Below are 19,273 nucleotides of genomic sequence, written 5' to 3'. Positions count from 1 at the left end.
CGGCCCAGGTGTTGCCCGGTTGTTACGAAGCGGACCCCTCTGCAGAGGGGTCCGGACTACAGGGAGACGCCGGACGCGGCGGGCTCCGGCCGGTCCGCCCGGGCGGCGGGCCGACGGCCCAGCGGCCACCGGCGCGGGCCCGGGGTCAGCACGGCGGAGACGACGACCAGCAGCAGCTCGGTGAGCAGCGCGAGGGCGGCCACGAGGACGGCGCCGGCGAGGATCTGGCCGTAGTCCTGCTGGCCGAAGCCGAGGTTGATGATCCGCCCGAGCCCTCCCCCGCCGACCAGCGCGGCCAGGGTGGCGGTCGCGACGACCTGCACCGCCGCCGTCCGCAGGCCGGTCATGACCAGCGGCAGGGCCAGCGGGAGCTCCACCCGGGTGAGCAGCTGGCCGCGGCTCATCCCCATCGCCCGGGCCGCCTCGCGCACGTCCCGGTCCACCTCGCGGAACCCGACGAAGGTGTTGGTCAGCACCGGGGGGACGGCGAAGACGGCCAGCGCCAGCACGGTGCCGGTCTCGCTGAACCCCAGCGGGGTCACCGCCAGCACGGTGAGCAGGGCGAGGGTGGGCACCGCCCGGCTCACGTTGGACAGCACGACGACGGCCCCGGCCCCGCGGCCGCTGCGGCCCAGCAGCACCCCGGCCGGGAGGGCCAGGACGGCGGCGAGCAGCACGGCCAGGGCCGAGATGCGCAGGTGCTGCACCAGCAGGTCGAGGACACCGCCGGTCCGGGTCCAGACCAGCGGGTCGTTGAGGTAGGCGAAGGCGTCACCGAACGCGCTCATGCGACGGCCCGCGTCCAGGGGGTCAGCACCCGCTCCACCCCGGCCAGCAGCACGTCGGCGACCAGCGCGAGCAGCACGCAGCCGACCGCGCCGGTGACGATCTCGGCGCGGTAGAAGTTGGCGTTGAAGCCGCCGACGATCAGCTGCCCCAGCCCGCCGTTGCCGGTGATCACTCCGACGGTCACCAGGGCGACCGTCGAGACGGTGGCGATGCGCAGGCCGGCCATGAACGCCGGCAGCGCCAGCGGGAGGTCGACCTGCCAGAACAGCCGCGCGGAGCCGTAGCCCATGCCGCGGGCCGCCTCGCGCACGTCGTCGGGCACGCCCTGCAGCCCGGCCAGGAAGTTCCGCACCAGGACCACCAGCGTGTACAGCGTCAGCCCGACCAGCACCGTGGTCGCCGACAGCGGCCCGGTGAACGGGGCGAGGAAGGCGAACATCGCCAGCGACGGGATCGTGTAGACGACCGAGCTGAGGCCCAGCACCGGGCCGGCCAGCGGCCGCACCCGCCGGGCGAGCAGCGCCAGTGGCAGCGCGATCAGGGCCCCGAGCAGCACCGCCGCGACCGTCAGCGTGACGTGCTGGCGCAGGTGCACCACGATGGTGTCCCAGTTGCCGGTCACGTACGACGCGTCGAACCACGGGTTCGGCGCCCCGTCCGCCGCGAGCACCCCTCCACCGGGGTCGCTCCGAGCGCCCAGCAGGGGGCGCACACCCAGGGAGGCCACCCCGTGGACGCTACTGCTGCCGCCGCGTCGCTGCGCGTACCCGACCCCGGCGGGAGTGCCCCGGAGATCCGGCTGGAGGGCGTCAGCAAGGTCTACCCCGACGGCACCGTGGGCGTGGCCGAGCTGGACCTGGCCTTCGCCGCCGGGGAGCTGTCGGTGCTGGTCGGCCCGTCCGGCTGCGGCAAGACGACGACCATGAAGATGGTCAACCGGGTCATCGAGCCGACCACCGGACGCATCCTGCTCGACGGCGAGGACGTCACCCGGGTCGACGCCGACCGGCTGCGGCGGCGGATCGGCTACGTCATCCAGAGCGTGGGCCTGTTCCCGCACCAGACGGTGCGGACCAACGTGGCCACCGTGCCCCGGCTGCTGGGCTGGGACCGCCGGCGCACCCGCGACCGGGTCGAGGAGCTGCTCACCCTGGTGGGCCTGGACCCCGCCGTCCACGGGGACCGCTACCCCGCCCAGCTCTCCGGCGGGCAGCGGCAGCGCGCCGGCGTGGCCCGGGCGCTGGCCGCGGACCCCGGCGTGCTGCTGATGGACGAGCCGTTCTCCGCCGTCGACCCGGTGGTGCGCGAGCGGCTGCAGGCGGAATTCCTCCGGCTGCAGGAGACGGTGCGCAAGACGATCGTCTTCGTCACCCACGACATCGAGGAGGCGGTGCGGCTCGGCGACCGCATCGCGGTGATGAGCGACGGCGGGCACGTCGAGCAGTTCGCCCCGCCCGCCGAGCTGCTCGGCCGGCCGGCCAACGCGACCGTGGCCGACTTCGTCGGCGCCGACCGCGGGCTCAAGCGGCTGGCCGTCACCCCGGTCGACCCGGCCGGCCTGGAGCACCCGCCGGTGGTCGGCCTGGACGACGGGCTGGCCGAGGCCGGCGCGGTGCTCGACCGCGCCGGCGCCCGCGGGGCCGTGGTGCTCGACCGCGCCGGCCGCCCGGCCGGGTGGCTGCCCGCCGGCCGGGCCAGCGGGGCGGGGACGGTCGCGGCGGCGGCGGTCCGGGACGACGCCGCCGTGCCGCTGCAGGCCTCGCTGCGGGCGGCGCTGGCCGCGATCCTGCAGTCCGACGCCGGGTGGGTGCCGGTGCTCGACAGCGGCCACTACCTCGGCGTGCTCACCCCGGCCGCCGTGCACGCCGCGCTGCGCCGGTCGGTCGCCGGGGCCGGGTGACCGCCGTGGTCATCGGCGGGTGGCTGCTCCCGTCGGCGCGCCGGACCACCACCCGGCGGTGGTCAACCCCGGACGGCCCCGGGCGGGGTCTCGTCGTCCGAGGACGGCGGGACGCGGCACACCGACTCCAGCCACAGCGCGGCCGCGACCAGCGCCGCGGAGCAGGCCACGCCGACCACCGCGGTGACGGTGTCGGAGCCGGCGGCCTGCAGGCGGGACACCGCCGGCCCGACGTAGAGCAGCAGCCCGACCCAGACGCCGAGCAGGGCCGCGCCGACGTAGGCGCTGGCCTGGGCCAGGACCGCGAGCCGCGCGACGAGCATCGGCTCGACCGGCCGGACCGGTGCCGGGCCGCGCTGGGCCATCGGGCGGCGGTCCCGCTGGGCGGCCAGCCGCGCCTGCAGCGTGCGGGCACCCAGGGCCTCGGCGACGGCGAGGACGCCGAGCGGCACGCCCAGCCACCAGTGCAGCTCGGGCAGGGAGCCGTAGGCGGCCCCCACCACCAGCCACGTCGCGACCGCCAGCCCCCCGGCGAGCACTCCCAGGTCGCGCCGCTGCACCGGCTTCACGAGACCTCCTCGCCGGCGCTCGTCGGCCACGTCCCGCGGCCTGCTGCACCCGTCGTCGGGCTCGGCCCGCTCACCCCAGGTGCTCCCAGCGGACGACGGCCGCGACGTCCTCCGCGGGCAGCGCGGCGAGCAGGTCCCGGACCCGGCCGCGCCCCGGCAGCACCGCGGTCGGGTCGAGAGCCGCCCACGGCACGAGGACGAAGGCCCGCTCGTGCGCGCGGGGGTGCGGGAGGGTGAGGGCGGGGTCGTCGGAGAGCACCGGCCGGCCGTCGTCCCCGGTGACGGTGACGACGTCGACGTCGAGGGTCCGTGGCCCCCACCGCACGTCGCGGGTGCGCCCGGCCGCCTGCTCGAGCTCGTGCGCGCGGGTGAGCCAGCCGGCGGCGTCACGGTCGCCGCGGACGACGACCACCGCGTTGAGGTAGGGCGGCTGCTCGACCGGCCCCCACGGCGGCGTCTCGTACAGCGTCGAGCGGGCCACCAGCACGCCGTCGTCGGCCAGCGCGGTGACCGCGGCCCGCAGCGCGGCGGCGCGGTCCCCCAGGTTGGCGCCCAGCGACAGGACCGCGCGGCTCACCGGCGGGTTCTCCGGATGGTGACCGTGACGTCGTCGAAGGGGACGCCGAGGTCGGCCTGCGGCTTGTGCACGGTGATCTCCACGGCGTCGACCAGCGGGTCGGCGAGGCAGACGTCGGCCAGCCGCTGCGCGAGGGTCTCCAGCAAGTCGACCGGCTCACCGGTCAGGACGCCGTGCAGCGCCCGGGCCAGCTCGGCGTAGTCGACGGTGCGCGCGAGGTCGTCCCCGGCGGCGGCCGGGGCGGTGTCCAGCTCGAGCACGGCGTCGGCGCGGAAGGTCTGACCCAGCCGCCGCTCGGCCTCGTACACGCCGTGGAAGGCGTGCCCGACCAGCCCGCGCAGGGCGATGCGGTCAGGCACCGCGGGCGCCCTCGCGCCGGGCCGCCCGGACGGCGGCGACGGTGCGGACGGCGTCGGCCGAGGCCGCGGCGTCGTGCACCCGGACCCCCCAGGCGCCGGCCTCCGCGGCCAGCACGGTGGTGGCCAGGCTCGCCGCGTCGCGCTGCTCGGCCGGGCGCAGGGCGCCGTCGGCACCGGCCAGCAGGCGGCCGAGGAAGGACTTGCGGGAGGCGCCGACGAGCACCGGCAGGCCCAGGCCGACCAGCCGGTCCAGGCCGGCGAGCAGCCTCCAGTTGTGCTCGGCCCGCTTGGCGAAGCCCAGCCCGGGGTCCAGGACCAGCTGCTCCGGCGCGACGCCGGCGGCGACGACGTCCTCCGCCCGGGCGGTGAGCTCGGCGCACACCTCGGTCACCACGTCGCCGTACTGCGCGGCGGCGTACATCTCCCGGCTGTGCCCGCGCCAGTGCATGAGCACCCAGGGCACGCCGGCCGCGGCCACCAGCTCGGCCATGCCCTCGTCGGCCAGGCCACCGCTCACGTCGTTGACCAGCACGGCGCCGGCCCCCAGCGCCGCCTCGGCGACCTCGGCGCGGGTGGTGTCGACGCTGGTGCGCACGCCGGCGGCGGCCAGTTCGCGGACCACCGGCAGCACCCGGCGGCACTCCTCGGCGGCGTCCACCCGGTCGGCGCCTGGACGGGTGGACTCACCGCCGACGTCGACGTAGTCGGCACCGGCGGCGTGCATCGCCAGGCCGTGCGCGACGGCCGAGCCGGTGTCGGCGAAGCAGCCGCCGTCGGAGAACGAGTCGGGCGTGACGTTGAGGACGCCCATGACCACGCAGTGGCCGGGCCGCGGCAGCGGGGTGGGGCTCACCGGCCCAGGATGAGGCTCATGGCCTCGTTGCGGGACGCGATGCTGTCCTTGAACACCCCGCGCACCGCCGAGGTGACCGTGCTGGTGCCGGGCTTGCGGATGCCGCGCATCGCCATGCACAGGTGCTCGGCCTCGATGACGACCAGCACGCCGCTGGGCTTGAGGACGTCGGTCAGCGCGTTGGCGATCTGGCTGGTCATCCGCTCCTGCACCTGCGGACGCCGGGCGTACACCTCGACCAGCCGGGCGAGCTTGGACAGCCCGGTGACCTTGCCGTCCGGGCCCGGGACGTAGCCGATGTGGGCGACCCCGTGGAAGGGCACCAGGTGGTGCTCGCACGTGGAGTACAGGGGGATGTCCTTGACCAGGACCAGCTCGTCGTGGTCCTCGTCGAAGGTGGTCGCCAGGACCTCGGCCGGGTCCTGCCAGAGCCCGGCGAAGGTCTCCGCGTAGGCCCGCGCCACCCGGTCGGGGGTGGCCTGCAGGCCCGGCCGGTCCGGGTCCTCGCCGACGGCGAGCAGCAGCTCGCGGACGGCGGCCACGGCGCGGGCGTGGTCCACCCCGGTCCCCGGCCGGCCGGGGGGTGCCGCCGGGCCGGCGTCCTCCTGCCCCCCGAGGCGACCGGTCACCGCTGGACGGGGGCTCCGACGTCCCCGACGGGGTCGCTCTCCTGGGGGAGGCGGCCGTTGCCGTTGCGGGCGGCGTGCTCCGCGGGGGTCAGCACCGGCGGCTGGTCCGACGGGGTGCGCTTGCCGAAGCCGTTGTAGGGCGCCAGCGAGGGCCGCTTGGTCACCGGCGCGCAGATGCGCGCCATGTCCTCCTTGGACAGCGTCTCCTTGGCCATCAGCTCGAGCACGAGCTGGTCCAGGACGCCCCGGTGCTCGACCAGGATCTCCCACGCCTCGTCGTGCGCGGCCTCGATCAGGGCGCGGATCTCGGCGTCGATGTCGGCGGCCACGGCCTCGGAGTAGTCCGGCCGGGAGCCCATGTCGCGGCCGAGGAAGGGCTCGGCGTCGGTGCTGCCGTACTTGACCGCCCCGAGCTTGGCGCTCATGCCGTACTGGGTGACCATCGCCCGGGCCATCGCGGTGGCCTTCTCGATGTCGTTGCCGGCGCCGGTGGTCGGCTCGTGGAAGACGAGCTCCTCGGCCGCCCGGCCACCGAGGGCGTAGGCGAGCGTGTCGATCATCTCCGACCGGGTCTGGGTGTACTTGTCCTCGGTCGGCAGCACCAGCGTGTGCCCGAGGGAGCGGCCGCGCGGCAGGATCGTCACCTTGTGCACCGGGTCCAGGTTGGGCAGCGCGTGCGCCACCAGGGCGTGCCCGCCCTCGTGGTAGGCGGTGACCTTCTTCTCCTTCTCGCTCATCGCCCGCGTCTTGCGCTCGGGGCCGGCGATGACCCGGTCGATGGCCTCCTCGAGGACCTCGTCGGTGACGACCGTGCCGTTGTTGCGCGCGGTGAGCAGCGCGCCCTCGTTGAGCACGTTGGCCAGGTCGGCACCGGTGAAGCCCGGCGTCCGGCGGGCCACGGTCTCCAGGTCGACGTCCGGTGCCAGCGGCTTGCCCTTGGCGTGCACCTCGAGGATCCGCTTGCGGCCCTCCAGGTCGGGACGGTCGACGGCGATCTGCCGGTCGAAGCGGCCGGGGCGCAGCAGTGCGGGGTCCAGGATGTCCGGCCGGTTGGTGGCGGCGATCATGATGACGCCGCCCTTGACGTCGAAGCCGTCCATCTCGACGAGCATCTGGTTGAGCGTCTGCTCGCGCTCGTCGTGCCCGCCGCCCATGCCCGCGCCGCGGTGCCGGCCCACGGCGTCGATCTCGTCGACGAAGATGATCGCCGGCGCGTTCTCCTTGGCCTGGGTGAACAGGTCCCGGACGCGGCTGGCGCCGACACCGACGAACATCTCGACGAAGTCCGAGCCGGAGATGGAGAAGAACGGCACCCCGGCCTCGCCGGCGACGGCGCGGGCCAGCAGGGTCTTGCCGGTGCCGGGCGGGCCGAACAGCAGCACGCCCTTGGGGATCTTCGCGCCCACGGCCTGGAACTTCACCGGGTTGGCGAGGAAGTCCTTGATCTCGTGCAGCTCCTCGATCGCCTCGTCGGCGCCGGCGACGTCGGCGAACGTCGTCTTGGGCGTGTCCTTGGTGACCTGCTTGGCCTTGGACTTGCCGAAGGCCATGACCCCGCGGCCGCCGCCCTGCATGGAGTTGAACAGCCAGAACAGCAGGAGCAGGAGGATCACGAACGGCAGGAAGCTGATCAGCAGGCTGACCAGGACGCTGTCCTGCGAGACGTTCGTGTCGAACTCGGCGTCACCGCCCAGGCCCCGGGCCAGGTCGAAGACCTCGTCCTCGGCACCGATCGGGTAGGAGGCGGTGATCTCCTCGTTCCCGTCGACCGGGTCGGTGAGGATCAGGTCGACGGTCTGCTCACGGTCGTTGATCGTGAGGCTCTCGACGTTGCCGCTCTCGATCTGCTGGAGCGCGGTCGCCGTGCTGACCTCCTGGAGGTTCCCGTTCCCACGGAACAGGGAGGAGAAGGCCAGCGCCAGGATGACGACGAGGACGACCCAGAACCACACGGAGCGGAAGAGCTTCTTACGTTCCATACACCGATGCCGGGCGGCCGGGGGTCCAGCCGGTCCCGTCCACCCTCCTGATCGTCCGGGAGACGCTCCCTGCGGCGCGGGTGGGCACCCAGGCGCTCGGTGCAGCGTCGTTGGATCGACGGTACACCGGGGAGTCTGCGCGACAGCTGTGCAGCGACCGGGTGCCGGCTGACAACCCCCTGGCGGGTGGGGCCGTGCGGGTACACCGCGGTCCTACCGGACCGCACCGCGACCAGGTGCCGTCCCCCTGCTGCGTGGAGCCCCGCCCGTCCCTCCTCGCGGGACCCTCCGGGCCCCACTCGTCAGGACGCCTCGCAGGGCGGCTCACCTCAGGAGGTGATCAGGTGTACACCTCGGGCTTGAGGGTGGCGATGTAGGGCAGGTCGCGGTAGCGCTCGGCGTAGTCCAGGCCGTAGCCGACGACGAACTCGTTCGGGATGTCGAACCCGACGTAGCGCACCGGCACGTCGACCTGGACCGCGTCGGGCTTGCGCAGCAGCGCGCACACCTCCAGGGACGCCGGACGCCGGCCGCCGAGGTTCTTCAGCAGCCAGGACAGCGTCAGCCCGGAGTCGATGATGTCCTCGATGACCAGGACGTGGCGGTCGCTGATGTCCCGGTCGAGGTCCTTGAGGATGCGCACGACGCCGGAGGAGCTGGTGGCCGAGCCGTAGGAGGAGACGGCCATGAACTCCATCTGGGTGGGCAGCCGAAGGGCGCGGGCGAAGTCGCTCATGAACAGCACCGCACCCTTGAGGACGCCGACCAGCAGCACCTCGCGCCCGGCGTAGTCGCGGGCCACCTGGCCGGCCAGCTCGGTGATCTTCTCGGTGATCTGCGCCTCGGTGAGCAGGACGTGGTCGATGTCGGGGCCGTAGCCGTGGTCGTTGCCGAGCTCTGCGGGAGCGCTGGCGGACTCGCTCACGGGCGGGACTCCTCGCGGGTCTGGGGTGCGTCCTGGGGCAGGGCGCCCCGCGCTGCGGGGGGCGACAGCACCAGCCTGCCAGACGTGCGGGTGGTCCCCGCACCGCCGGGGAGGTCCACCCGGCCCTGCCCGCGCCACCGTGTGACCAGCGCCTCGACCGCCAGGAGGTGCACCGCCTGCAGGTCCGGGACGCCGCCGTCGCGCAGCCACCGGCGCAGCACCCGGCGGCGCAGCGCCGCGGGCAGCTCCGCCAGCTCGCGGGCGGGCAGGTCCCCGGCGCCGGCCAGCCGGGCCAGCTCGGCGGCGGCGAGCGCGTCGAGCGCGTCGAGGTCCTCCCGGAGCAGCTCGGCGGTCCGGGCCAGCGCGGGGGCGACCCCCCCGCCGAGGACCTCCTCCACCAGCGGCAGCACCTCACCGCGCAGGCGGGCGCGGGTGTGCGCCGGGTCGACGTTCCACGGGTCGTCCCACACCGGGAGCCCCTGGTCCAGGCAGGCCTGGCGGGTGGTGGCCCGCCGGACGGCGAGCAGCGGGCGCCACCAGGTCACGCCGTCCGCCGTCCGCTCGGGCACCATGCCGGCGACCGAGCGCGGACCCGAGCCGCGACCCAGGCCCAGCAGCACGGTCTCGGCCTGGTCGTCGAGGGTGTGCCCGAGCGCGACGCGCGCGCCGAGCTCACCGGCCGCGGCGGCCAGCGCGCGGTGGCGGGCGGTGCGGGCGGCCCCCTCGGGCCCGCCGTCGGCACCGACCGTCACCCGGCGGACGAGGACCGGGTCCAGGCCCAGCCCGCGCAGCAGCTGCGCGGTCCGCTCCGCGCGGTCCGCGGAGCCCGGCTGCAGGCCGTGATCGACGGTGACGCCCCCGACGGGGACGCCGGCGGACCGCGCCTCGAAGGCCAGCGCCGCCGCCAGGGCGACCGAGTCCGCTCCCCCGCTGACCGCCGCGAGGACCGGCCGCTCCCCCGCCCGCAGCCCGGGCCGGACGGCGGTCCGCAGCAGGGCGACGGCCCGCGGGGGGCCGACCACCTAGGCGGGGACGGCGGGCCGGCCGTGCACGCGCTCGACCCAGCGGGCCGGGTCGGTGAGCTCCTCGACGTGCGGCAGGTTCTCCGGCCCCTCCCACACGCGGTTGAACCCGGCCATGCCGACCTGCTCGACGACGCCGCCGACGAACACCCGGCCCTCGGCGTACTGCCGCATCTTCTGCTCCAGGCCGAGCAGCCGCCGCAGCACGCGGTCGACCGGGCTGCGGCCCTTGCGCCGCTGGGCGAACCGCTTGCGCAGCGTGCGCACCGACGGGACGACGTCCGGGCCGACGCCGTCCATCACGAACTCGGCGTGCCCCTCGACCAGGCTCATGACGGCGGTGACCCGGTCGAGGACGGCGCGCTGCGCGGGGTCCTGCACCAGCGCCATCAGGCCGGCGTCGTCGCCGCCATCGGCGCCGCGGGCGGCGTCGGTGATGCTGCGCAGGACGTCGCGCAGCCGGTCGCGGAGCACGTCGGGGTCCAGGTCGGTGACCTCGACGAACTCGGCCATCTGGGCCTCGAGGTGGTCCTTGAGCCAGGGGAAGGCGGTGAACTGCAGCTGGTGGGTGACCTCGTGCAGGCACACCCAGAGCCGGAAGTCGCTCGGGTCGACGCCCAGCTTGCGCTCGGCGTCGACGATGTTCGGCGCGACCAGCAGCAGCCGCCCGCCGGTGCCGAAGACCTCGTACTGGCCGAGCACGCGGGAGGAGAGGAAGGCCAGCACGCCGCCGGCCTGCGCGCCGGTGACCCGGGAGCCGACGGCGGTGGCCAGCGGGCCGGGGCGCTTGTCCTGCTTGGCGGCGAGGGTGTCGACCAGAGGGTCGAGCAGCGCGGACATGCCGCGGGTGTTGGCGTCGACCCAGCCGGGCCGGTCGACGACGGCGACCTCCGGCACGGGCCCGCCGGGGACCGGGCGCAGCCCGGTGAGGCCCTCGACGTGCGCGACGGCGGCGGCGGCGGCCTCGTGCAGCTCCCGGACGACGGCCGCGGCCTCCTCGCGGGTGGTCTGCGGGCCGGGCCCGGCCAGGCGTCGGGCGGTGCGTCCGGCGAGGTCCCAGTCGACCATCCGTGCAGGGCTGCTCACCAGCTCACGGTAGGCCCTCCTGCAGGGGCCCGCCGCTGGCCCCGTCCAGAGGCTCGGCGCGAGCTCGCGAGTGGTGAGGAGGACGGGGTCCTTCCACGGTGGGGGGCAGGAGGTTCCTTCTTCAGCGGCAGCCGCAGGCGGCCAGCGCCGCGGCGACGTCGTCCAGGGCGGCCTCCGCAGCCGTGCGGTCGGCGGGCGCAGAGTCGGCCACCACGGCGAAGGCGAGCAAGCGGCCGTCGGCGGTGACCACGGTGCCGGCCAGGCCGTGCACGCCGAGCAGCGTGCCGGTCTTGGCCCGGACGGCGCCCGGCGCGGTGGCCGGGTCCTCGTCCCCGCGGTCGAACAGGGTGCCGTCGTAGCCGGCGACGGGCAGTCCGGAGAGCAGCGCGGAGGCCCCGGGCAGCGTGCCGTCGGCGGCGCCGGCGAGCAGTCCGGTGAGCACCGCGACCGGCACCCGGTCACCGGCGGACAGCCCGCTGGCGTCGGACAGGGTCACACCGGTGACGTCGAGACCCGCGCCGGCCAGGACACCGGTGACCGCCGCGCCGGCGCCGTCGAAGGTGGCCGGCAGGTCGCGGGCCAGCGCCACGTGGCGGGCCAGCGACTCCGTCAGCAGGTTGTCCGACTGGGACAGCGCCTGCTCGACCAGGCGGGAGACCGGCGCCGAGCGCACCGTGCCCAGGGTCTGCGCACCCGGCGGCGCCTCGCCCAGCGCCACGGTGGCGTCCGGGACGCCGAGGGCGACGGCCAGCGCGGTGCCGGCGTCGGTGCCGGGCCGGCCGCTGCGGGGCGCCTCGCCGGGACGCACCCGCGCACCGTCGACGGCGGCGGCGGTGACCGGGGCGGCGTAGGTGGACGGCGCGTCGCCGGGCCCCCAGCCGGTGGCGGTGAGCGGGCCCTCGAACAGCGAGCCGTCGACGACGACGCGGCTGACCTCCGTGCCGGCGGGGAGGGCGGCGCGCACCTGGGCGGCGAGATCGGCGACGGTCGGGGCGCCGGGGTAGGTCAGCGAGGGCGCGGTGCGCGACAGGGTGGGGTCGCCGCCGCCGACGAGCACCACCTCGCCGGGTGCGGCCCCGGTGACGACGGTGGTCGCCAGGGTGGTGTCGGGGCCGAGGGCGGTCAGCGCGGCGAACGCGGTGAGCAGCTTGGTGGTGGACGCCGGCGTGGAGGGGGTCTGCGAGCCCTGGTCGAACAGGACCTCCCCGGAGACGACGTCGACGACCCGGGCCTCGACGCCGGCGCCGAGGGCCCGGTCGGCCAGCAGCGGCCCGAGCTCACCGGCGAGGACGGCGGCGTCGGGTGCGGGTGCCTGCGCCGACAGGGCCGCGAGCACCGGCCCGGCCGGCGCCACGTCGGGCAGCCGGGCCTCGGCCGCGGCGACCTCGCTGGCCGACTCCGCGCCGTCCGGGGCGAGCACGTACCAGGCGCCGGCGGCCACCACGAGCAGCAGCGCCAGGACGGCGAGCAGGAGGCGTCGGCGGAGCCGGGAGTACCTGGGCGTGACGGTCGCCGACCCGCTGGACGCGATGGTGCCCACCCCCTGGAACGACCTCCGGCGGTCCTCCGGGGTCCGATCCGCCACACTACGTCCGTGCAGTTCGACGTGACGATCGAGATCCCGAAGGGCCAGCGGAACAAGTACGAGCTGGACCACGCCACCGGACGCATCCGCTTGGACCGGATGCTCTTCACCTCCACCCGCTACCCGGCCGACTACGGGTACATCGAGAACACCCTCGGCATGGACAGCGACCCGCTGGACGCCCTCGTCCTCCTCGAGGAGCCGACCTTCCCCGGGTGCCTGATCACCTGCCGTGCGATCGGGATGTTCCGGATGACCGACGAGGCCGGGGGGGACGACAAGGTCCTCTGCGTCCCGGCGACGGACCCCCGCATGGCCCACCTGGTCGACATCACCGACGTGTCGGAGTTCGACCGGCTGGAGATCCAGCACTTCTTCGAGACCTACAAGGACCTGGAGCCGGGCAAGTCGGTCGAGGGGGCGGAGTGGGTCGGCCGCGAGGAGGCCGAGGCCGAGATCCACGCCTCGCTGGCGCGGGCCGAGGAGGCCGGACCCCACCACTGAGGAAGGACCACCCTCTCCCCCACGCCTCGCCAGCTCGGCGCGGGACCCTGGAGGGTGGCCGTTCCAGCACGTCACCGGGCGCGACCGGACCCGGACGGCGGCGCACCCGCACGGGTGTGCCGCCGTCGGCGTGCTCAGCGCACGTCGTGCAGGACGGCGGTGAGGAAGCCCAGCTGTCCGCGGTACCCGGCCAGCCACTGGGAGCGGTGCGTGCGGGCCAGCTCCAGGGCGGCGGCGCGGTCGTCGGCCGGGGCCTCGGTCAGCGCCCACTCGGTGAACGCACCGGTCCAGCACCACTCGTACTCGTCCCACTCGGCGGCGGTGCTCAGGTGGCCGTAGCCGGGTTCGAAGCCGGCCTCGTCCACCTCGGCCAGCAGCCCGGCCAGGTCCGGCAGCTCCCCCGGGACGGCGCCGAGGGCGGCCAGCGCCGCCGGGCCGGGGCCGTGCTCCCAGAAGGCGTCGCCGAGGAGCACCCGCCCGCCGGGACGCAGGTGGCGGCGGACGGCGGTCAGCGTGCCGGCGAACCCACCGAACGCGTGGGTGGCGCCCACGCAGAGCACGACGTCGACGGGCTCCCCGGTGTGGGCGGCCGCGTCGCCGTGGACGAACGCCACCCGGTCGGTGAGCCCACGCCGGCGGGCCTCGGCACGGGCGGCGTCCAGCGCGGGCGCCGACGTGTCGACCCCGACGCCGGTGCAGCCGGTGGCCGCCTCCAGCAGCCGGAGCAGCCACGCTCCGGAGCCGCAGCCGAGGTCGAGCGCCTCGCGCGCGCCGGGCGGCACCAGCCGGGTGAGCAGCCGGCGCAGCGAGTCGTCGGAGACGGGGGCGGCGACGGGGTGCCAGCGGTGCGCCACGGCGCTGATCAGTGACCGGTCCACGCGCGCACCCTGGCGCGCCGGGCGGGCTCCGGTCACCCTCTTTTCCACCGTCCGGAGACGACGACGGACCCGTCCGCGTGGACGGACCGAGGGGAGCACGAGCCGCCTGTCGGGATCGAACCGGCGAACTCCTCATCAGGAACCGCAGGGGGCTGGCCAGACACCGTCACCCACCACCGCGCGGCGTCGTTGCTCCAGCTCAGCTGCGATCGGGAGCGCCGGCCCGGGGTGGCCGTCGGTGTCGCAGACGAGTGCGCAGCACGTCCACCTGCGCCGCCGACCACATCCGCGAGCGCGACCCCCGGCTGGCCCGCGTCTGACCACCTGCAGATGGTCGAACGCGGCGCCGAGAGGACGGTGTCGCTCTCGGCACCTCTCGGGTCGGCGCCCCGCTCCCGCGTGGCACGCTGCGGCCGGGCCCCTGTTCCGCGACCGTTCACGCTCGCTTCGCGACGCGCAGGACGTGCCTGCCTAGCGTCGGGCCGTCCCCGCGGTCGGCTCGTCGAAGGAGAACGTCCATGCCCAGAAAGCACTCACCGGCCGGTATGGGAGCGGGCGTCTGCCTGGTGATCCTCAGCCCGCTGGTCCTCCCCTCGTCGGCGAACGCCGGAGACGCACCGCAGTACACCGACACCGCCACGGGCATCGTCTACGAGGACCTGGACCAGGACGACGAGCACGACGAGGGCGAGCCCGGCGTGTCGGGCGTGTCGGTCTCCAACGGCCGCGAGGTGGTCCGGACCGACGACGACGGGCGCTACAGCCTGGGCGTGACCGACGAGACCATCCTGTTCGTCACCAAGCCCGCCGGCTACATGGTGCCGGTCAACGACGTCCAGCTGCCTCAGTTCTACTACCTCCACTACCCCAACGGGACGCCGGTCGAGCTCGAGTACGGCGGCATCGAGCCGACCGGGCCGCTGCCGGACTCGGTGGACTTCGCCCTGCACGAGCAGGAGGAGTCCGACGAGTTCGAGGCACTGGTCTTCGCGGACCCCCAGACGCGCAACCTCGGCGAGCTGGAGGACTTCCGCACCGACGTCGTGCAGGAGCTGAAGGGATCGGACGCGGAGTTCGGCATGACGGTGGGCGACCTCGTCAACGACCCGCTGGACCTCTTCCCGAGGCACAACGAGATCGTCGCGGAGATCGGCGTGCCGTGGTGGAACATGCCCGGCAACCACGACATGAACTACGACGCCGCGGACGACCGGTACGCCACGGAGACCTACAAGCGGGTGTACGGGCCGACCACCTACTCCGCCGACTACGGCCAGGTCCACTTCGTCAACATGGACAACGTCGACTACTTCGGCCAGACCCCCGACGGCGAGAACGGCCGGTACCGGGGCTACCTGAACCCCGAGCAGCTCGAGTGGCTGCGCAACGACCTGGCGCACGTGCCCGCGGACAAGCTGATCATGATCTCCACGCACATCCCGCTGCGCACCGACGCCATCGGCGGCGACAACGTCAACACGGTGAACCTGGAGGAGCTCTTCGAGGTGCTCGAGGGGCGCGAGCACCTGTACAGCGTCTCCGGGCACGACACCAGCAACAGCTGGCAGAAGTACATCGGGGCCGAGGGCGGCTGAACCGGCGACGAGCCGTTCCTCAACCAGACCCTCGCCGAGGTGCGGGGAAGCGGCTGGACGACGGGCCCGCTGGACGAGCGGGGAGTGCAGGCGGCCGACATGTCCGACGGCAACCCGAACGGCTACTACACCGTCGCCTTCGACGGCAACGAGGCCCGGCCCCGGTTCAAGGCGGCGAGCCTGCCGGCCGACTTCCAGATGCGCCTGACCTTCGAGGGCGGGCGGCCCGGTCAGCTCTTCCTCCCCTCGGGTCCCAGCGGATCGGAGGGCATCACCCCCGCGCCGCGGTTCCACCCGCGGGACTGGGCCGGGGACGACGTCCCGACCGCCACGGTCAACGTCTTCGACGGCGGTGAGCGACACACGGTGGAGGCCCGCGTCGACGACGGCGAGTTCGCCGCGATGAACTACGACCCGCCGTTCAAGGGCGAGACCGACGGAGACCCCAACGCCAACCTGGACCCGTACATCGCGGCACTCTTCGAGCAGCTCCAGGGGACGCCGGAAGCCCCGGCCGAGCCCCAGCCCTCGTCCCACCTGTGGACCGTGGAGCTGCCGGGTGGTCTGCGGCCGGGGTGGCACACCTTGACGGTGCGCAGCACCGACCCCTACGGCCAGGTGTCGGAGACGTCCCAGGAGTTCAAGGTCGTCGCCGGTCGCCCCGACTCCCCGAGAGGCTGACCCGCCGGATCGGCCGCCGTCCCCTGTACCCGATGCCCTCCTGCGGCCCCGGGGCAGGGGGCGGCGGCCTGGCGCGACGACGAGCGCTCGTCACCGCTCTCGCGGTGCTGACGCTCTGCCTGGTAGCGCAACCGGCCTGGGCGCACGGCGTCTCGCTCGGCCAGTCCAAGATCAGCCAGGACGGCCACACGGTCCGGTACCAGCTGGCGGTCGAGCACGCCGAGCTGGTCAAGCGGCTCAGCGGGCCTCCGCCCGACCCGGCCCGTCCTGAGCCGACCCCCGACCAGCGAACGGCGGAGCTGGTCGAGCTGCGGAGTGCACTGGCCGCCTACCTGGACGGCGTGCTGCGGGTGTCCCTCGGCGGCGAGCCGTGCGCGGCGACTCTGGACGAGATCGCGGTGGAGCCATTCCGAGGTGAGGTCTACGCGATCCTGTCGAGCAGCTACCGGTGCCCCGTGGGCACCGGCCCCCTCACGGTGGAGTACGGCTTGTTCTTCGACGCCATCGCCGCCGCGGAGAGGCTCTCGCACACCAACGTCGCCGACTACGACGCAGGAGGGGAGACCGGGCGGTTCCTGTTCGAGCCCGGCGCGCGAACGCTGACCGTCGGCGAGGACGACGTCCTCGCCGCGGGCCGGTTCGTCGTACTGGGGTTCAGCCACATCCTGGCCGGGCTGGACCACGTGCTCTTCGTCCTCGCCCTGCTGCTGGGCGCACGGAGCGTGCGGAAGATCCTGATGGTCGTCACGGCGTTCACCGCAGCGCACAGTCTCACCCTGGTGCTGGCGTCGCTGGGGTGGCTCGCGGTGCCGGCAGGCATCGTCGAGCCGGCGATCGCGCTGAGCATCGCCGGTGTGGCGGTGCAGAACATCGTGCAGCGGGAGCCCCGCCACCGGGTGGTCGTGGTGTTCGGCTTCGGGCTGCTGCACGGCCTCGGCTTCGCCGGGAGCCTCAGCTTCGGCGACGAGGCCGGCTGGCAGCTGCTCACGTCGGTGCTCGCCTTCAACGTCGGGATCGAAGCCGGTCAGGCAGCGATCATCCTGGCCTGCGCTCCGCTCCTGGCGCTGATCTGGAGACGGAGCTGGGCCTGGCCGGTCCAGTCGGCGGCGAGCGGGCTCATCGCACTGTGCGGCCTGGTCTGGTTCATCAGCCGGGTACTCCTCTCCTGAGCCGCGCGGTTCTCCTGAGTGGCGATCCGGCGAGGGGACGAGCCGGCCGGTCACCTGTGTCCCACCGGGACTCCGCTGCTGGGACCACGCATGACGTGGCGCACAACGCCGCACTCCCAGCAACCCGTGGGGGATGACCAGTCCCGGCGCTGGCGGGCGCGGGTGCCCGGACGGCGGCGTCCTCGCTGCCTGGACTTCGAGCCGCCTGTCGGAATCGAACCGACGACCTTCTCATTACGAGTGAGATGCTCTACCGACTGAGCTAAGGCGGCGGACGTGCCCGGTCAGCGTACGGGACGCCCGCACGTACCGGTCGCAGGCCCTGGCGTCTCACGCCGGCAGGCGCAGCGCCACGGTGAGCGCCTCGACGGCGACCTGGGGCTTCACGTTCTGCTCGAGCGCCCGGCGGCAGGCGAGGACGGCGTCGATGCGCCGCAGGGCCCCCTCCGGGCCGATCAGTCGGCCCAGCTCCGCGGCGTCGGCGCGCCGGTCGGGGTGGTTGAGCGGCAGCGGCTCCGACGGTGCGGCGTGCAGGACCAGCGCGTCCCGGTACAGCCCGGCGAGGTCGACCAGCGCCCGGTCCAGGGAGTCCCGGCCGATGCGGGTCGCCCGGGACTTCTGCCGCTTCTCCAGCTCCTTGAGCTGCCCCGCCCCCCGGCTGGCGGCGGCGACGCCCGGTCCGCGGGCGCCGACCCCCAGGCTGGCCTTGAGGGCCTCGGTCTCCACGCCGTTGAGCGCCCCGGTCGCCGCGTCGGTCTCCTCCTGCGCGGTGCCCACCAGGTCGTCGGCGGCGTCCAGGCAGGCGGCGAGGGACACCAGGGACAGCGGCACGTCGAGGACGGCCTTGCGGGCCATCCGCGCGTCCTCGTCGCGGGCCAGCCGCCGCGCGCGCCCGACGTGGCCTCCCGAGGCGCCGGCGGACCAGGCCGCCAGGCCGGGGTCCACGCCGTCCCGCCGGACCAGCACCTCGGCGACGGCGTCGACCGCGGGGGTGGGCAGGCCCACCACCCGGCACCGGGACCGGATGGTCACCGGGACGTCGTCGGGGTGCAGGCTCGGCGCGCACAGCGCGACGACGGTCCGCGGCGGCGGCTCCTCGATCATCTTGAGCACCGCGTTGGCCGCCGACTCGCTCATCCGGTCGGCGTCCTCGACGACGATCACCTGCCAGCGGCCCTGGCTGGGCGCCCGGCCGGCGACGCGCACCAGCTCCCGGGCCTCCACGACGCCGATCGACAGCCCGTCCGGGACGATGACGGTGACGTCGGCGTGGGTGCCGGCGAGCACGGTGCGGCAGGCGTGGCAGGTGCCGTCGCCGCCGTCCGGGCACTGCAGCGCCGCGGCGAACGCGCGGGCGGCGACCGATCGTCCGGAGCCGGGTGGGCCGGTGAACAGCCAGGCGTGGGTCATCGCCGCCGGGTCGGCGACCGCGGCCTGCAGCTCGGCGACCACCGCCGGCTGGCCGACCACCTGGTCCCACACCCCGCTCACGTCGGCACCCCCAGCAGCGCGCCCACCCGGGTCCGGACGTCGGCGGCCAGGTCCTCGACGGGACGGGTGGCGTCCAGGACCAGGTAGCGGCCGGGCTCGGCGGCGGCCAGCGCCCGGAAGGTGTCGCGGACCCGCCGGTGGAACCCCAGCGACTCCGACTCCAGCCGGTCGGCGGCCGCGCGGCCCCGGGCGCGGGCCAGGCCGGTCTCCGGGGCGAGGTCGAGCAGCACGGTGAGGTCGGGGCGCAGGTCCCGGGTGGCCCAGCGGGAGAGGGCCGCGACCTCGTCGAGGCCGAGGGTGCGCCCGGCGCCCTGGTAGGCCAGCGAGCTGTCGACGTAGCGGTCGGTGACGACGACCTCGCCGGCCGCCAGGGCCGGGTGCAGGACGGCGTGCGCGTGCTGGGCGCGGTCGGCGGCGTAGAGCAGCGCCTCCGCGCGCGGGGCGAGACCGGTGTGCGCGCGGTCGAGCACGATCGCGCGGACCGCGGCGCCGGCCGGGGTGCCGCCGGGCTCGAAGGTGCTCCGCGCCGGACGGCCGGAGGCGGCCAGCCACTCGCAGAGCAGCCGGACCTGGGTGGACTTGCCGGCGCCCTCGCCGCCCTCGAAGGCGACGAACAGCCCGCGCGGCGGGTGGGGTGGGCCGTCGGCGGACACGGGGATCGCTGGGCTCCCGGGCTGGTGGG

The 19,273-nt window shown here is 75.0% G+C and carries 20 protein-coding genes and 1 tRNA gene; 5 read left to right on the top strand and 16 right to left on the bottom strand.

Annotated elements, in window-relative coordinates; genetic code table 11:
- Positions 1 to 56 precede the first annotated feature (56 nt).
- Together RTG05_RS02965 and RTG05_RS02960 are read right to left on the bottom strand one after the other, a co-directional pair.
- Positions 57 to 788, bottom strand: a complete 732-nt coding sequence (locus RTG05_RS02965; protein WP_166527397.1) for an ABC transporter permease — start codon at positions 786 to 788, stop codon at positions 57 to 59.
- Positions 785 to 1,516: an ABC transporter permease gene (locus RTG05_RS02960; RefSeq protein WP_208104763.1), complete on the bottom strand. Its 732-nt coding sequence runs from the start codon at positions 1,514 to 1,516 to the stop codon at positions 785 to 787. The genes RTG05_RS02965 and RTG05_RS02960 overlap by 4 nt, the downstream gene beginning before the upstream one ends.
- A gap of 3 nt (positions 1,517 to 1,519) precedes the next feature.
- Here RTG05_RS02960 and RTG05_RS02955 point away from each other — a divergent pair, with 3 nt between their 5' ends.
- On the top strand, positions 1,520 to 2,689 hold the full coding sequence (locus RTG05_RS02955; protein WP_315912268.1) for an ABC transporter ATP-binding protein: 1,170 nt from the start codon (positions 1,520 to 1,522) through the stop codon (positions 2,687 to 2,689).
- A 62-nt stretch (positions 2,690 to 2,751) separates the two neighbouring features.
- On the opposite strand, the gene RTG05_RS02950 is transcribed toward RTG05_RS02955, so the two are convergent.
- From RTG05_RS02950 to dacB, 10 genes are all read right to left on the bottom strand, one after another.
- Complete coding sequence (locus RTG05_RS02950; protein ID WP_166527396.1) at positions 2,752 to 3,258, bottom strand: DUF3180 domain-containing protein; 507 nt, start codon at positions 3,256 to 3,258, stop codon at positions 2,752 to 2,754.
- A gap of 70 nt (positions 3,259 to 3,328) precedes the next feature.
- Entirely contained in the window at positions 3,329 to 3,835 is a 507-nt protein-coding gene (gene folK, locus RTG05_RS02945; protein WP_166527395.1) for a 2-amino-4-hydroxy-6-hydroxymethyldihydropteridine diphosphokinase, read from the bottom strand.
- Positions 3,832 to 4,194 carry a dihydroneopterin aldolase gene (folB, locus tag RTG05_RS02940; RefSeq protein ID WP_166527394.1) on the bottom strand — a complete coding sequence of 121 codons (363 nt, stop codon included), beginning with the start codon at positions 4,192 to 4,194 and terminating at the stop codon, positions 3,832 to 3,834. The genes folK and folB overlap by 4 nt, the downstream gene beginning before the upstream one ends.
- Positions 4,187 to 5,047, bottom strand: coding sequence for a dihydropteroate synthase (folP, locus tag RTG05_RS02935; RefSeq protein WP_208104762.1), 861 nt, complete (start codon positions 5,045 to 5,047; stop codon positions 4,187 to 4,189). The genes folB and folP overlap by 8 nt, the downstream gene beginning before the upstream one ends.
- On the bottom strand, positions 5,044 to 5,607 hold the full coding sequence (folE, locus tag RTG05_RS02930) for a GTP cyclohydrolase I FolE (protein ID WP_166527393.1): 564 nt from the start codon (positions 5,605 to 5,607) through the stop codon (positions 5,044 to 5,046). The genes folP and folE overlap by 4 nt, the downstream gene beginning before the upstream one ends.
- A gap of 65 nt (positions 5,608 to 5,672) precedes the next feature.
- The gene (ftsH, locus tag RTG05_RS02925) at positions 5,673 to 7,655 is read right to left on the bottom strand and encodes an ATP-dependent zinc metalloprotease FtsH (RefSeq protein WP_166527392.1); all 1,983 of its coding nucleotides are present in this window, start codon (positions 7,653 to 7,655) and stop codon (positions 5,673 to 5,675) included.
- Between the two features lie 340 nt (positions 7,656 to 7,995).
- On the bottom strand, positions 7,996 to 8,580 hold the full coding sequence (hpt, locus tag RTG05_RS02920; protein WP_166527391.1) for a hypoxanthine phosphoribosyltransferase: 585 nt from the start codon (positions 8,578 to 8,580) through the stop codon (positions 7,996 to 7,998).
- Positions 8,577 to 9,602 (bottom strand): tRNA lysidine(34) synthetase TilS, encoded by a 1,026-nt coding sequence (tilS, locus tag RTG05_RS02915; protein ID WP_315912267.1) that lies wholly within the window; start codon positions 9,600 to 9,602, stop codon positions 8,577 to 8,579. Before tilS ends, hpt begins: the two co-directional genes overlap by 4 nt.
- Complete coding sequence (locus tag RTG05_RS02910; RefSeq protein ID WP_315912266.1) at positions 9,603 to 10,688, bottom strand: Rv3626c family coenzyme F420 biosynthesis-associated protein; 1,086 nt, start codon at positions 10,686 to 10,688, stop codon at positions 9,603 to 9,605. It abuts the gene before it with no gap.
- Between the two features lie 121 nt (positions 10,689 to 10,809).
- Complete coding sequence (gene dacB / locus RTG05_RS02905) at positions 10,810 to 12,228, bottom strand: D-alanyl-D-alanine carboxypeptidase/D-alanyl-D-alanine endopeptidase (protein ID WP_315912265.1); 1,419 nt, start codon at positions 12,226 to 12,228, stop codon at positions 10,810 to 10,812.
- Between the two features lie 54 nt (positions 12,229 to 12,282).
- Between dacB and RTG05_RS02900 the strand changes: the two genes are divergently transcribed.
- Entirely contained in the window at positions 12,283 to 12,777 is a 495-nt protein-coding gene (locus RTG05_RS02900) for an inorganic diphosphatase (protein ID WP_166527389.1), read from the top strand.
- Positions 12,778 to 12,911: 134 nt separating this feature from the next.
- Here RTG05_RS02900 and RTG05_RS02895 read toward each other — a convergent pair whose 3' ends face one another.
- Complete coding sequence (locus RTG05_RS02895; protein WP_166527388.1) at positions 12,912 to 13,655, bottom strand: SAM-dependent methyltransferase; 744 nt, start codon at positions 13,653 to 13,655, stop codon at positions 12,912 to 12,914.
- 518 nt (positions 13,656 to 14,173) lie between these two features.
- Between RTG05_RS02895 and RTG05_RS02890 the strand changes: the two genes are divergently transcribed.
- The 3 genes from RTG05_RS02890 (at position 14,174) to RTG05_RS02880 (ending at position 17,100) form a co-directional block, all read left to right on the top strand.
- Positions 14,174 to 15,250 (top strand): metallophosphoesterase N-terminal domain-containing protein, encoded by a 1,077-nt coding sequence (locus tag RTG05_RS02890; RefSeq protein ID WP_166527387.1) that lies wholly within the window; start codon positions 14,174 to 14,176, stop codon positions 15,248 to 15,250.
- A 39-nt stretch (positions 15,251 to 15,289) separates the two neighbouring features.
- Entirely contained in the window at positions 15,290 to 15,931 is a 642-nt protein-coding gene (locus tag RTG05_RS02885; RefSeq protein ID WP_166527386.1) for a calcineurin-like phosphoesterase C-terminal domain-containing protein, read from the top strand.
- A gap of 104 nt (positions 15,932 to 16,035) precedes the next feature.
- Positions 16,036 to 17,100 (top strand): HupE/UreJ family protein, encoded by a 1,065-nt coding sequence (locus RTG05_RS02880; protein ID WP_166527385.1) that lies wholly within the window; start codon positions 16,036 to 16,038, stop codon positions 17,098 to 17,100.
- Between the two features lie 199 nt (positions 17,101 to 17,299).
- Here the strand turns inward: RTG05_RS02880 and RTG05_RS02875 are convergent.
- From RTG05_RS02875 to tmk, 3 genes are all read right to left on the bottom strand, one after another.
- Positions 17,300 to 17,372 (bottom strand) — tRNA-Thr (locus RTG05_RS02875).
- Between the two features lie 58 nt (positions 17,373 to 17,430).
- Positions 17,431 to 18,591, bottom strand: a complete 1,161-nt coding sequence (locus tag RTG05_RS02870) for a DNA polymerase III subunit delta' (RefSeq protein WP_166527384.1) — start codon at positions 18,589 to 18,591, stop codon at positions 17,431 to 17,433.
- Positions 18,588 to 19,244, bottom strand: coding sequence for a dTMP kinase (gene tmk / locus RTG05_RS02865; protein WP_315912264.1), 657 nt, complete (start codon positions 19,242 to 19,244; stop codon positions 18,588 to 18,590). Before tmk ends, RTG05_RS02870 begins: the two co-directional genes overlap by 4 nt.
- Between the last annotated feature and the right edge of the window lie 29 nt (positions 19,245 to 19,273).

The sequence above is a fragment of the Geodermatophilus sp. DSM 44513 genome (assembly GCF_032460525.1).
GTDB lineage: Bacteria > Actinomycetota > Actinomycetes > Mycobacteriales > Geodermatophilaceae > Geodermatophilus.
Note: the sequence above shows the minus strand (reverse complement) of the source record. Positions and strands in the feature narration are given on the sequence as shown.